At 61.0% G+C, this 14,478-nt stretch carries 3 protein-coding genes; 1 reads left to right on the forward strand and 2 read right to left on the reverse strand.

Annotated elements, in window-relative coordinates; genetic code table 11:
* On the reverse strand, positions 1-9,799 hold a 9,799-nt coding region (locus ABEB25_RS22450), incomplete at its 3' end, for an RCC1 domain-containing protein (protein ID WP_345738692.1).
* A gap of 708 nt (positions 9,800-10,507) precedes the next feature.
* Positions 10,508-13,246 (reverse strand): phosphoenolpyruvate carboxylase, encoded by a 2,739-nt coding sequence (locus ABEB25_RS22455; protein ID WP_345738693.1) that lies wholly within the window; start codon positions 13,244-13,246, stop codon positions 10,508-10,510.
* Between the two features lie 135 nt (positions 13,247-13,381).
* On the opposite strand from ABEB25_RS22455, the gene ABEB25_RS22460 reads away from it, so the two are divergent.
* Positions 13,382-14,458 carry a sugar kinase gene (locus ABEB25_RS22460; RefSeq protein ID WP_345738694.1) on the forward strand — a complete coding sequence of 359 codons (1,077 nt, stop codon included), beginning with the start codon at positions 13,382-13,384 and terminating at the stop codon, positions 14,456-14,458.
* Positions 14,459-14,478 lie beyond the last annotated feature (20 nt).

The raw sequence follows: 14,478 nt of genomic DNA on the forward strand, positions 1-14,478 counted from the left end.
TGTCATCGAGGAAGGGCGAATTGAAGAACAGAATGTTACCCACCACATCTTCGGTGAAGCTCATCGTCGGAGGAACGAAATTGTTCTCGATGTAGATCTGCATTCTCCAGGCATTGGTGCCCGTGTTGGTGAAGGTCCAGTCCGGATGGATCCCGATCGTCGCATTGCCAAAGCCGACATCAGGGATCACACCCGCGGCGTGGTTGTTCCAGGCAAACACCGTCTCCGGCACGGTGGCCGAAAGGTTGTGCAACTGGAAGCTGCCATAACCGATGATCGGCCCGCCAGGAGTATCGTCATAGTCAAAAAGGGTGGCAGATCCCCCGATGATCCCTGGCGGGGAGTAATTACTGGTCCAGAGTTCCAGCCTGCCCTGTTCCGTGTTGCTATTGACCACCCGTGGATGGTTGGAGCGGATGGAAACATTCGTCACATTCCGCTGCGTCGTCAGGATGTTCCCCGCGTCTGGCACTTTCAGTCCATCCACCGTCAGACCCGACCAAGCATCGAAAGAGGCATCGGCATAGTAGGCCACCCCGCCCGTGGTGTTATCCATGCGATAACGCACACGGTTGAAGGGGAGACCGGCCAGAGTCGCCGCGTTGTTCGTCGTATAGACAATGAGGCCTGCCCCATCGCGAGACGGGTTCACCGTTTCATAAGCGAGGTAAGATGAGGAAGGTTTGATAGCCGGACCTTCATTAACATCCGTCACGATGACAGAGATGGCTTGAGTGTCCGTTAAACCTGGCGTTCCACTGTCTGTCACGGTCACAGTGACCTCGTAGATGTTGTTCAGGCCACTATCTGCAGGAGCTTCAAAGTTAGGCGCCGAAGTAAAACTCAAGGCCCCGGAGGTAGGATTGAGCGTGAAGAAGCCCGCATCCGCACCGCTCTTGGTGTAGGTCAGCGTTTGTGCAGGAGTGTTGGTATCTGTCGCTGTCACCGTCGTCACCGCCGTGCTGTTTTCGGCGACATCGATGGAGGCCGTGGCATCACCACCATTGCTGGTGATCGTCGGGGCAAAGTTAGGCACCACATAGGTGTAGAGGCTATTTGCCGCGTTGCTGCCACCGGACGTGGTGACGATGACACTGGCGGGGCCTGCACTGCCTGCCGGAGTGACGGCGGTGATGCTGGTATCGCTCACCACAGTCACACTCGTAGCGGCTGTGCCGCCGATGGTCACCGCCGAAGCACCCGTCAAGTTTGTGCCTGTGATTGTCACCGGAGTGCCGCCGAGTGTGCTGCCCGTCGCAGGGCTGACATTGGTCACGGTAGGCGGCGTCACATAAGTGTATAGCGTGTTCGCCGCGTTCGTTCCGATTGGCGTCGTCACCAACACACTCACCGCGCCTGCCGCACGAGCCGGAGTGGTGGCCGTGATCTGCGTGTCACTGTCCACGGTGTAGCTCGCTGCATTCATGCCGCCAAACGTGACTGCTGTGGCACCCATGAAGTCCATGCCTGTGATCGTCACCACCGTGCCACCGGCTGTGCTGCCTGCCGCCGGGGCCACATTCGTCACCGTCGGTGCAAGCAGTGTGACCTGGATCGTGAAAGTGAATGCAGCACTGCGGTCCACACCACCGTCTGCCGTGCCTCCATTGTCCACCGCGACCACACTCACCGTCGCTGAGCCATAAGCACTCGGTGCGGAAGTAAAGGTAAGCGTGCCAGCGCTGGAGATCACTGGCTGCACGCTGAAGAGCGCATTGTTGTTATTCGTTACCGTGAAGCTTACCGCCTGCCCAGACTCACCTGAAGGGCCTGGGGAGATGTTTGTCGCCACATTGGGCACCGTTTGGGGGCCCGCGTTTTCGGCTACCGTTACCAAGTAAGGCGCGGCAGTGACGGTCGAGGTGTAGATCTGACCCCCGATGACGATACCCACGACTTTGGTCCCATCGGCCGAGCATGCCAAGCTTCTCCATAGACGGCTGCCACTGCCAGCCTGAGGGACCCACGTCACTCCAGAGTCCGTCGAAGTGTAGATCAGCCCGCCCGAAACGGCTGCAAACAATTTCGTGCCATCTGCCGATGAAGCCAGGGCAGACCAGGCCAACTGGCTGGCTCGCGAAGTCCATGTCGAGCCTGAGTTTGTCGAGGTCCAAATGGTGCTGTGCTGGCTCGCCGCAGTCACCAGCTTCGTGCCATCCGACGATCCAGCGATCGGCACCAGATTGCCTGCGGTTCCATAATTCGGTGTCCAGGTCTGCCCCGAATCAGACGAGGTCCAAACCGGGCCTCCGCCACCTTCCACAAAGGCCAGCTTCGTGCCGTCTGCCGAGGAAGTGGCATACGCCCACTGCCTCGCACTGTCACGCGGCGTCCACGTCACACCGTAATCGGAGGAGGTGTAGAGGCGGGTAAAGTAGCCACCTGCCACCAGCTTGCTGCCATCTTCAGAACAAGCAATGCCACTCCAATTGCGCGTCCCTGCACCAGCCTGCAACGTCCACGTCACCCCGGAATCTGCGGAAGTGTAGATGCCACCATTCTCCACGGTGGCGGCAAGCCGAGTCCCATCCGCAGAGGAAGCAACGCTGGTCCAAGCGCGAGAACCCGAATTCTGCGCCGTCCATGTCGCTCCAGAATCCGTCGAGGTGTAAATTTGGCCGCCATTGGCCACCGCAGCCAGCTTGGTACCATCCGTCGAGGAGACCACCGACTGCCAGGCGCGGCTGCTGTCGCGAGCGACCCATACGGTCCCTGGAGCTAGCAACTCACCCGACCCCAGAGTAAAGCTTGGCGCATCATTCACCGGCGTCACGGTGAGGGTGAAGGTCTGCACCGGGGTGGAGCTCGCACCGCCGCTGTCCACCGCTGTCACAGAGACCGTCGCGGTTCCGTGGGCATCGTCCGCAGGTGTGAAAGTCAGCGTGCCACTGGCATCCATCGCAGGCTGCATGCTGAAGAGCGCATTGTTGTTGTTCGTCACCGTGAAGCTCAGCGTCTGCGCAGATTCATCCACAGGGCCGAACGAGAGATTGGTCGCCGCATTGAGGATGGACTGGGCTCCAGCGTCTTCCATCACCGAAACGGAGAACGGAACCAACACTTCTGCCGAGGTATAAATTCGGTTAAAAAACGCCACCGCCGCCAGCTTGCCACCATCCGCCGAAGAGGTGATGGAGCGCCAGTTCCGGTTGTTCTCCCGCGCCGTCCAGCTCACACCGCTGTCTGTCGAAGTGTAAATCTGCCCGCCCACGGCCACCGCCGCTAGCTTGCCACCATCGGCTGAGGAGGCGATGGAAAACCAAGAGCGATCGCTTTCTCGCGGCGTCCAGGTCACCCCACTGTCTGTGGACGTGTAAATTTGCCCGCTGTCCACCGCCGACACCAGCTTGTTACCATCCGCCGAGGAGCTGATGGCACTCCATAAGCGGCTGCTTTCACGCGCCGTCCAGGTCACACCGCTATCCGTGGAGGTATAAATCTGGCCACTATACACCACCGCCGCCAGCTTGCTGCCATCCGCCGAGGACGTGATCGAAATCCAAGAGCGATTGCTGTCTCGCGGCGTCCAGGTCACACCGCTGTCGGTGGAGGTGTAAATCCGTCCTTCTTGCTCCACCGCTGCCAGCTTGCTACCATCGGCTGAAGATGTGATGGAACTCCAATTGCGGCTGCTTTCTCGCGGCGTCCAGGTCACACCGCTGTCGGTGGAGGTGTAAATCTGGCCTGATTGCACCACCGCAGCCAGCTTGTTGCCATCCGCTGAGGACGTGATGGAAAACCAGTTGCGGTCGCTCTCCCGTGCCGTCCAGTTGATCCCGCTGTCAGTGGAGGTGTAAATCTGGCCGCTTTGCGCCACTGCCGCTAGCTTGCTGCCATCGGCTGAGGAGGTGATGGACCGCCAGGTGCGATTGGTTTCCCGTGCTGTCCATGAAGCTCCAGCGGGGGAACTCACAGTGGAAGCCAGCGCAAAGGTCGGTGCATCATTCACCGCCATCAGCGTCATCGTCACGGTCGTTGCTGGAGATGAAGAAGCAGCGCCGTCAGACGCCGTCACCGTGAAGGTCTTGGCTCCGTTCTCATTCGCCGCAGGCACGTAGGTTAAGTTCGCGAGATTCGCCGCCAGGATCACTTGGCTCGCCGTCACGTCCGAGCCGGACAGCTTCAACACGCCCGTCGCAGGCAGGCTAGCAATCGTGATGCTGGCCAGCGGGCTGCTTTCAAAATCACTGTAAGCATCTGTAAAGTCCGCTGCCGTGAAGGTCACCGTTGTATCCTCCGTGCCCCCCTTGCTGATGGATGCCAGCGTTGGAGGTGTATTGAGGTAAGTGTACAACGTGTTCGCCGCATTGGTGCCACCAGGAGTGGTGACCAGGACGCTAACCGCGCCTGCCGCACGGGCCGGGGTTGTCGCCGTGATCTGCGTGGCGCTATTCACCGTGAAGCTCGTCGCATTCGTGCCGCCAAAGGTCACCGCCGAGGCTCCTGTGAAGCCTGTGCCCGTGATCATCACACTTGTGCCGCCTGCCGTGCTGCCCGTCGCCGGGGCTACATTGGTTACCGTCGGGGCGGGGATCGGAGGAGTTGCTGGCGCGGCGGCCAGGGCCAGTGAATGTTGACTCTCGGCACTGCCCAATAACAGCTTGTTGAAGCGCTCTCCAGCCGCGAGCACGCTGCTATCGACCACCACCGGGACGGAGCTGTTCGTCAGGGTGTTGTCACCCAACTGACCCAAGTTGTTCCGGCCCCAGGAGGTCACCGTGCCATCCGAGCAAAGGGCAAATGCCTGGTAACCGCCGCCTTTGACGGCGACCACCGTCTTGCCACTGAGCACACCAGTTTGCGTGACTAGCACCGGCACGTTGCTGTTCGTCAGCGTATTGTTGCCGAGCTGACCGTACGTGTTGAAGCCCCACGCGGCCAGGGTCCCATCGGTGCACAGCACCACGCTGTGATAAGCGCCCGTCGCGAGGGCGGACACCGTCTTGCCGCTGAGCACACCCGTCCGGGTCACCGCCACAGGGACTGTAGTGCCCGTATTCAGGCCATGGCCGAGCCGACCGACAGCACCATTTCCCCAGGAAGCCAACGTGCCGTCCGAGCACAGCACCACATTGTGGACATAGCCTGCCGTGATCGCAGTCACTGTCTTGCCGCTGAGCACGCCCGTCTGCGTCACGGCCACTGGCACGAGGCTGTTTGTCGTCGAGTTGTTACCAAGCTGGCCATCCGTGTTCAAGCCCCAGGCCGCGAGTGTGCCGTCTGAGCACAGCACCAGGTTATGAGAGGCACCCGCCGCGATGGCGACCACCGTCTTGCCACTGAGCACACCCGTCATCGTCACCGCCACCGGCACCGTGCTCTGAGTCGTCGAGTTGTTGCCGAGTCGGCCTTCACCATTGCTGCCCCAGGCTGCCAGCGTGCCGTCCGAGCAGAGCGCCAGGCTGTGGGCGATTCCCACCGTCACGGCGATCACCGTCTTGCCACTGAGCACGCCCGTCTGCGTCACCGCCACTGGCACCGAGCTGTCCGTCGTCGAGTTGTTGCCGAGCTGGCCGTTGTTGTTTCGGCCCCAGGTCAGCACGGTCCCGTCTGAGCAGAGCACGATGCTGTGGGAATCTCCAGCCGCGCCCGCGATCACGGTCTTGCCATTGAGCACACCCGTCTGCGTCACCGCCACCGGCACCGGACTGTCCGCCGTCGAGCTGTTGCCCAACTTGCCAAAGCTGCCATTGCCCCAGGCCAGGACACGATTGTTCTTCCACACGAGCACCAGGTCATTGCCAGTGCCACCATAGTAGTTGGCCACGAATTCATAATCCTCCCCGCCAAAGCTCAGCGTCACCGTTTGACCCTGCGCGAGATTGTCAAAGACGCCGTTGATGAAAGCCAAGCCCGTGTTGTTCACCACTGTCAGTTGAGTGCCCGCCGTCGGTGCAAAGCCGAGGCTCAAATTCACGGTCTTGCCGCTGGCCGTGTAACCCACCGCAGTCACCGGCACATCCGTGGCGCTGCTGTAGGCAGCGGTCAGAATCGGATCAAAATAAGTGAATAGCGTGTTCGCCACATTCGTGCCGCTGGGTGTCGTCACCAGCACACTCACCGTGCCCGCACTGCGGGCCGGAGTCGTCGCCGTGATCTGAGTCGCGCTTTCCACCGTGAAGCTCGTCGCATTCGTGCCACCAAAGGTGACTGCTGAAGCATTTGTGAAATCCGTACCGGTGATCGTCACCACCGTGCCGCCCGCATTGCTGCCGTTTGCTGGGGAGACATTCGTGACAGTCGGCGCAGCCACCTCTGGGCCGAGGCCGGAGAAAATATAGGCCGCACCGGAATTGTCGGCCCCCTCATCGGGCGTGCTATTGATACTCGTGGCGCCGCCGTCCTCCAAATTCGCCCCGACGACCACCGTGTCACCGCTCACTGCCACCGACCAGCCGAAGTAGTCATTTTCCGTAACCTGGCTGGCCTTCAGGTAGGCCTGCTGGGTCCAGTCACCGCTGTTGCGCACAAACACATACGCCGCCCCAGCATTGTAGGAGAACTCATCCGGCGTGCTGTTGATGCCCGTGGTGCTGCTGGCCTCACCCGTCGCCCCGACGACCACCGTGTCCCCACTCGTTGCCACCGACCAGCCGAAGTTGTCAGATTCCGAGACCTGGCTGGCCTTCAGATAGGCCTGCTGGCTCCAGTCACCGCCGCTACGCACAAACACATACGCCGCCCCGGCATAGTAAATCATCTCATCTGGCGTGCTGTTGATGCCCGTGGTGCTGCTGGCCTCACCCGGTGCCCCGACGACCACCGTATCACCGCTTACTGCCACCGACCAGCCAAACTGGTCACTCGCCGAGACCTCGCTAGCCTTCAGGTAGGCCTGCTGGCTCCAGATGCCGCTGCTCTGCACAAACACGTAGGCTGCACCGGAATTGGGGCTCCCCTCATCCGGCGTGCTGTTGATCCCAGTCGTGCTGCTAGCCTCATTCAACGCCCCGACGACCACCGTATCCTCACTCACGCCCACCGACCAGCCAAACTGGTCACCCGTCGAGACCTCGCTAGCCTTCAGGTAGGCCTGCTGGCTCCAGGCACCGCTGCTGCGCACAAACACGTAGGCCGCCCCGGCACCGCTGGCATTCTCATCCGGCGTGCTGTTGATCCCCGTCGTGCTGCTGGCCTCACCCGACGCTCCGACGACCACCGTGTCTCCACTTATTGCCACCGAGATACCGAATTCATCGAATTCCGAGACCTGGCTAGCCTTCAGGTAGGCCTGCTGGCTCCAGGTTCCGCTGCTGCGCACAAACACATAGGCAGCTCCGGCAGCGTTGGCCAGCTCATCCGGTGTGCTGTTGATGCCCGTGCTGCTGCTGTCATCACCCCTCACCCCGATGACCACCGTGTTCCCGCTCACCGCCACCGAAAAGCCGAAGAAGTCATTTGGCGAGACCTCGCTAGCCTTCAGGTAGGCCTGCTGGGTCCACACCCCACTGCTGCGCACAAACACGTACGCTGCCCCAGAATCGAAGGACCCCTCATTGGGCGTGCTGTTGATCCCCGTCGTGCTGCTGTCCTCAAAATGCGCACCGACGACCACCGTGTCTCCACTCACTGCCACCGAGTTGCCGAACAGGTCAGTCGTCCCAGCGTGACCGAGCGGCCCTGTCGGCTTCACATACGCCTGCTGGGTCCAGGTGCCGCCGCTGCGCACAAAAACATACGCCGCCCCGGCAGAGCCGGCCAACTCATTGGCCGTGCCGTTGATGGCTGTGGTGTCGCCATCCTCTAAATACGCTCCGACGACCACCGTGTCTCCACTCACTGCCACCGAGTAGCCGAAGAAGTCCAACCCCGAGACTTGGCTGGCCTTGAGGTAGGCCTGCTGGGTCCATACCCCGCTGCTGCGCACAAAAACATACGCTGCTCCGGCAGAGTCGGCGAACTCATTGGCCGTGCTATTGATACCCGGGGAGCTGCTGTCTTCCCGATACGACCCGACGACCACCGTGTCCCCGCTCACCGCCACCGACCTGCCGAACAGGTCATTCCCCGTGACTTGGCTGGCTTTCAGGTAAGCCTGCTGACTCCAGGTTCCGCTGCTGCGCACAAACACGTAGGCTGCCCCGGCATCAGCGGCAGCCTCATTCGGCGTGCTATTGATGCCCGTGCTGCTGTCCTCATAAATGGACCCGACGACCACCGTGTCCCCACTCACCGCCACCGAGTAGCCGAACCAGTCAAACCCCGAGACCTGGCTGGCCTTCAGGTAGGCCTGCTGGCTCCACGTGCTGCCGCTGCGCACAAACACATAGGCCGCCCCGGCAGCGTTGACGAGCTCATTGGGCGTGCTGTTGACGCCCGTTGTGCTGCTGTCTTCAAAAATAGACCCGACGACCACCGTATCCCCGTCCACCGCCACCGAAAAGCCGAAGTTGTCACCCACCGTGATCTGGCTGGCCTTCAGGTAGGCCTGCTGACTCCAGGTTCCGCTGCTGCGCACAAACACGTAGGCCGCTCCAGCAGCGTTGGCACCCTCATTCGGCGTGCTGTTGATGCCCGTCGTGCTGCTGTCCTCTAAATTCGCCCCGACCACCACCGTGTCCCCGCTCACTGCCACCGAGTGGCCGAAGTTATCTTGCATAGTGACCTCGCTGGCCTTCAGGTAGGCTTGCTGGCTCCAGGTGCCACTGCTGCGCACAAACACATACGCCGCCCCAGAGTTGTAGACACCCTCGTTGGGCGTGCTGTTGATGCCCGTGCTGCCGCTGTCCTCCTCATTCGCCCCGACCACTACCGTGTCCCCGCTCACTGCCACCGAAAAGCCGAAGTTGTCACCCGCCGTGATCTGGCTGGCCTTCAGGTAGGCCTGCTGGCTCCACGTCCCAGCGCTGCGAACAAACACGTAGGCCGCCCCGGCATTGGGGCTCCCCTCATCCGGTGTGCTGTTGATGCCCGTGCTGCTGCTGTTCTCATATATTGCCCCAACCACCACTGTATCACCGCTCACCGCCACCGAGTAGCCGAACTGGTCGCCCACCCCAGCATAGCCGAGCGACTCTGCCAAGGGCTTCAAATACGCCTGCTGGGCGATCGGGTCGATGGTGATGGGGTAGCGCGCTGCGCTCTCGTCCACTCTCAGGATGATACCCCCCTCAGGCCCGGCCACGAAACGGGAAGGCAGCACCTGCCCATCCGCATCCCACACCTTCAGTCCAGCATAGGTCACCACCGGTGCGCCCACTCCGTCACGGAAATAAATCGTCTGCGCATCTGCCGCCACACTGGCCTTCAGCGTGCCGCGTGTGCCCAGCACCACCTCCAGCGCCGCATCCGCCGCCGCCCCCGCAGGACGACGAGCCACCGTGAAACCATGCTCCAGCCCGCGCTGGTCATTGACGAACCACTCCTGCACATCCGCATCCCACTGGTAGCTCAGGCGCTGCCCCTCGGCCTTCACCACAGGCTTCCCCTGCACCGCACGCTGCTGCTGGCCGAAGCCGTAACTGCGCAGCTCCAGCCCCCACTGCCACTCCGCCGCCTTTGGCTTGGCCAAAAAGCCACGCCCATCAAACTGCGTGGTCCACTGCTGCCCGGCATTGCGCGCCTGCCAGCCATCCTTTGTGGGCAGAAAGCTGTGCTCCCAGGCCTTGTGTGCCGCGCGGATGCTCTGCCAGTCTGACTTCGCCAGTCCCTCAGGCACCTGATCTGGCGAGCTGAGCTGCTGGGATTTTCCCGCTACGCCGCCCCGATCTTCCGACGTTACAGGTGACTCAGCCTGGAGCTGCGGGAAACTGAAGATCAGAGCGGCAAACAGACCACGCAGGGCATGAGGGGCAGACAAGTGATTCGTCATAGAAAAAGTAGCAGAAAACACAAGAAATGCGGAGAAGAATGACCCGTAACTGTCCGACCCGGCCTCAGATCGAAAAAGTAATGTAAGGCAAAGGGAAAACAGCAGACCACAAGCCTTACACCAACACTGACTAGTGAGATCTTTACTCGCCACCTAGATTTTTAAAAAAACCAATTTAACGATCTCAATTTCAAGAGGTTTCTTTTCTCTAAGATCTAGGATTTCAAAATAAATAAATCATTTTAACTATATTATTAACCTAGATAGAATGACTTTTAATCAACAAAAAATTATTAATTTAATCTTATGAACTAGTATTAATTTTTGGTAATTTTTAACTTAAATTATGAAGCACAATCTCCAATGGCTTCATCTTTTATCAGAGACCTTTCAAGGACTAAGGCACGAACACCTGACTGGGTTAAGCAAGCCCCGAGGTGGAATGGAATCTACGCAGAAGAGTTTCCCAAACTCTTTTTGAAGTCTCGTGAGATTCAGCCTCGTCGCACTCAGCACACCCAAATAAATCAGCCTCCGCACAGCGGAACTCAGGTAAAGAATTCCCGTATCCGAGCCACCGCCTGGACATCCATGTGCCCGCCCTCAAGACACGCAAGTGACTGGGCATGGACATCCACGCTGGACTGTAAACCAGTTTATTTGGCGACCTAAATTTGTGGATTCGCGCTGGGCAGACTAGCCTGTGGTGCGCAGGCCGGAAGCCAGGGCATTCACGGAGATGAGGAGATCTGGCAGCATGGCCTCGGCACCTTCATTTTCGCCAGCGGCGAGGCAGGCCCGCCATTCACGCAGGAGATTCACCTGCTGGTGATGCAGCACACGCAGGGGTTCTTCGCGGATGTCCAACGTGTAGGCGAGGCGCGGGCGGCGATTGGCAAAGGTGCCCTGGAAAATGTCCTCCAGCAGTTCACGGGTGCGTGAGTACTCGGCCAAGATGGTGCCCATGAAGGCTTCACGTACCATCGCATCCGGGACCAGTCCTGCATACAGTTGCATGAGGTCCGGGTTGGCACTGACCAGGGAGCTTTCGATGTTCGTCAGCACGTAACGCAGGAAGGCGGAACCTCGAAGCTGCGTGCGCAGTTCTTCAAAGGCGGCGCTGTCTTCGTTGCGCAACTTTTCTAGGGCGGAGCCTGCCCCAAACCAGCCGGGAAGGTAAAAGCGGGACTGAGTCCAGGAAAAGACCCAGGGGATGGCGCGAAGGTCATCCAGCGTGGCCTGGCCCGTACGGCGGCTGGGGCGGGAGCCGATGCGAGCGTGCTCCAGGGCATCAATAGGCGTAGCGGCGCGGTAGAAGCGCATGAAATCCGGCGCGTGCAGGAGACCGCGATAGGCATCGCGGCTCCAGTCGGCCAGGCGATCCATGGTGGAATGAATGGCGAGCGGGGCGGTGGTGGCATGGCGATGCCGGGCCGTGGCAGCAGCGGCGGAGGCCATAAGAAGCTCCGTATTATAAACGGCGGAGCCTAAGTGAGCATACTTCTGGGCAATGGTTTCCCCCTGCTCCGTCATGCGCAGCCAGCCGCCAAGGGAACCCTGAGGCAGGGCCTCCATGAACCAATGGGTGGGGCCAGCGCCCCGTCCGACGGTGCCGCCGCGCCCGTGGAAAAAGACGGCCTTCACACCGTGAGCCTGGCAGGTGCTGGCCAGGGCGATCTGGGCCCGGTGCAGCGCCCATTGGCTGGCCAAAATCCCGCAATCTTTATTCGAATCGGAGTAGCCCACCATCATCTGAAGGGTGGGTTTCCCCTTCCCTAGGCTACGCTGGGTGACGGGATGGGAAAGGAAGGCCTCAACAATGCCAGGGCCAGCTTCCAGGTCATCCATCGTCTCAAAAAGCGGCGTGACTGGCAGCGGGCAGCGCAGACCTTCCGCCGTCCATTCGGTGAGGCCAGCTTCGCGGGCGAGGATGTACACCGTCAGCAGGTCCTCCACATTTTTGGTCATGGAGACAATGAGGGCGCCCAGTCCGGCAGCTCCATGTTTTGCCAAATGCGTGGCGACGACGCGGTAGCAGGCCAGCACGGTATCGGCCTCCGGCCCGGCGGACATGCCGGGAGCCAGGAAGGGGCGCGGGGAAAGGAGTTCCTTTTCCAACAGAGCCCGTTTTTCCTGCAAAGACCATTCGCTGAGAGGGCGCTCATCCAGCAGCCCTGCGGTGCGCAGAAGCTGATCCAGCGCCTTTTCATGAAAGCTAGAGTTTTGCCGAATGTCGAGAATGGCCGAGTGGAAACCAAAGGCCAGCAACTGCCGACGCAGGGGCACGATGAACTCCTGCACCAGGGTACTGGCGCCCACGGCGGTCAGAGACTCCGCATAGGCGGCCAGATCAGCATCCAGTTGGGTGGCCTCTGTGTAGGCGGCGGGGGAGTCGGGCTTGTCCGTGGCCAGGACGACCTTGGCGCGCATCAGGTAGATAGCGGCGCGCCAGGGCTCTTCCTTGTTGCGTTCCAGGATGTAGGCCAGGTCCACCGCTGGCTCGGCCTGCAGGCTGGTGGTGAGCTGGGCAATGAGGTTTTCCAACACCTCGGGCGTTTTCTGAAACAGCGAGCTGAGGGGCGACTGGAAAGCCAAGGCCTCCAAGGACCGGCGTTGGATGCGCAGGGCATTCGCCCGCAGGGCCGTGAGAGAACGGGCGGTGACTTCGGCTGTCACAAAAGGGTGTCCATCCCGGTCCCCGCCGATCCAGGTGCCAAAGCGCAGCAGGGGCGGGAGTGAATCCACCGCCGCAGGCTCATACCCAGCAGCCACCCAAGCCTCGCGCAGGTGGATATGGGCGCGGGAAAGCGCTTCGGGGAAGACTTCGCGCAGGTAGTGCAGCGCATTTTGCAGCTCGGCATCAATGGTGGGGCGGGTGACGTGGATCTCCCCCGTGCGCCAGAGGTTTTCCAGCCGTGTTTCCAGGTGACTCTGTAGCCGCACCTGCTCACGCGGGGTGTAGGAGGGGTTCTCATGACGATTCATGAGACTGTAGATTTCCAGGTGCAGCTCGCGCACGGTTTCGCGCTTCGCCTCCGTCGGGTGGGCGGTCAAAACGGGCTCCACCAGCACCTCACGCAGCACTTCCAGCAGCTCGTCCTGGCTGAGGCCCAGGGACTGCATTTCCCGCAGATTGTCAGGCCACAGGCCTTTTTCCGCCAGGGGGCCTTTCTCCTTTTCCCGCAGGCGGCGCACCTGGGCGGCGGCACGCTCTTCCACGATGTTCAGCATCTGGAAAGCGATCGAATACGCCTGGCCCAGTGCGCGATCTGGCGCATCGCCGATGCCTTCGCACTTGCCTGCCCAGGGCAGCTTTTCTGCCAGTGCAGGCTCGCCCAGACGGCGCAGCACGTTGGCAAAAGCATCCATCAGAAACTTCAGTTCATCTTCGAGAAGGCGGAAGCCATGCTCCCGCAGCGGGTTGGTCGGTGTCATTCACGGCCACATTTAGCAGGAAGGATGCCGGGTGCCAGTGATCTCATTGGGGGACTTTTATGTTTGGCGGAAAACCGTCCCCTGCCCTACTCGCCCCTTGCTCCCGCCTGAGTGCGCTACATATCTACCGCCCTCATGTCCCGCCAACCGTTCTACGATGTTCTCTCCCTCGGTGAAGTTCTTTTGCGCCTGGATCCCGGTGAGGGGAGGGTACGCACCTCCCGCCAGTTCACGACCTGGGAAGGCGGCGGCGAGTACAATGTGGCCCGCGGGGCGCGGCGCTGCTTTGGCTTGCGCACGGGTATCCTGACGGCCTTCGCCGACAATGAGATCGGTCGCCTGATTGAGGATCTCATCCTCCAGGGCGGGGTGGATACGAACCTCATCAAATGGGTGCCCTATGACGGCATGGGCAAGCGCGTGCGCAACCCCATCAATTTCACCGAGCGCGGCTTTGGCGTGCGCGGGGCCAAGGGCAGTGTGGACCGTGGCCACAGCGCGGCCTCCCAGCTCAAGCCGGGCGACTTTGACTTTGACCACCTCTTTGGCACCCTGGGCTGCCGCTGGCTGCACACGGGCGGCATTTTCGCCGGGCTTTCCGAGTCCACGGCCGAGCTGACCATCCAGGCCTGCGAGGCAGCCAAACGCCACGGCGTGACCGTGAGCTATGACCTGAACTACCGCCCGTCCCTCTGGCAGGAGCGTGGCGGCTTCCCGGCGGCGCAGGCGCTGAACCGCCAACTAGCCCCTTACATTGATGTGATGTTCGGCGTGCTGAGTGATGAACCGCCAGTCGCCAGCGCAGTGCCTACCGACCCGAACGACATCTTCGCCGGGGAAGAGGCCAAGCTGCGCCCCGCCATCCTGAAACTGGTGGCCGAGTATCCAAATCTCAAAACCGTGGCCGCCACCCTACGCCGCGTGCACACCGCCAGCATCAATGACTGGGGTTCTCTCTGCTACCACGAAGGCAACTTTTACCGCAGCCGCAACTACCCCCGCTTCGACATCTTGGACCGCATCGGTGCCGGGGACAGTTTTGTCGCAGGTCTCGTCGCGGGGATGCTATTAGAAAACGATGCGCAGAAGGCCACCGACTACGGTGCCGCCCACGGTGCGCTGGCCATGACCACCCCTGGAGACACCAGCATGGCCACCCTCATTGAAGTGCAGAAGCTGGCCGAAGGTGGCGATGCGAAGGTGCAACGATAAGCGACATACTCCCACAAGCT

The sequence above is a fragment of the Prosthecobacter algae genome, from assembly GCF_039542385.1.
Classification (GTDB): Bacteria; Verrucomicrobiota; Verrucomicrobiia; order Verrucomicrobiales; family Verrucomicrobiaceae; genus Prosthecobacter; species Prosthecobacter algae.

Coding starts and splice junctions, on each gene's coding strand:
- ABEB25_RS22455 (WP_345738693.1), bottom strand. CDS start 13,246: ATGACACCGACCAACCCGCTGCGGGAGCATGGCTTCCGCCTTCTCGAA.
- ABEB25_RS22460 (WP_345738694.1), top strand. CDS start 13,382: ATGTCCCGCCAACCGTTCTACGATGTTCTCTCCCTCGGTGAAGTTCTT.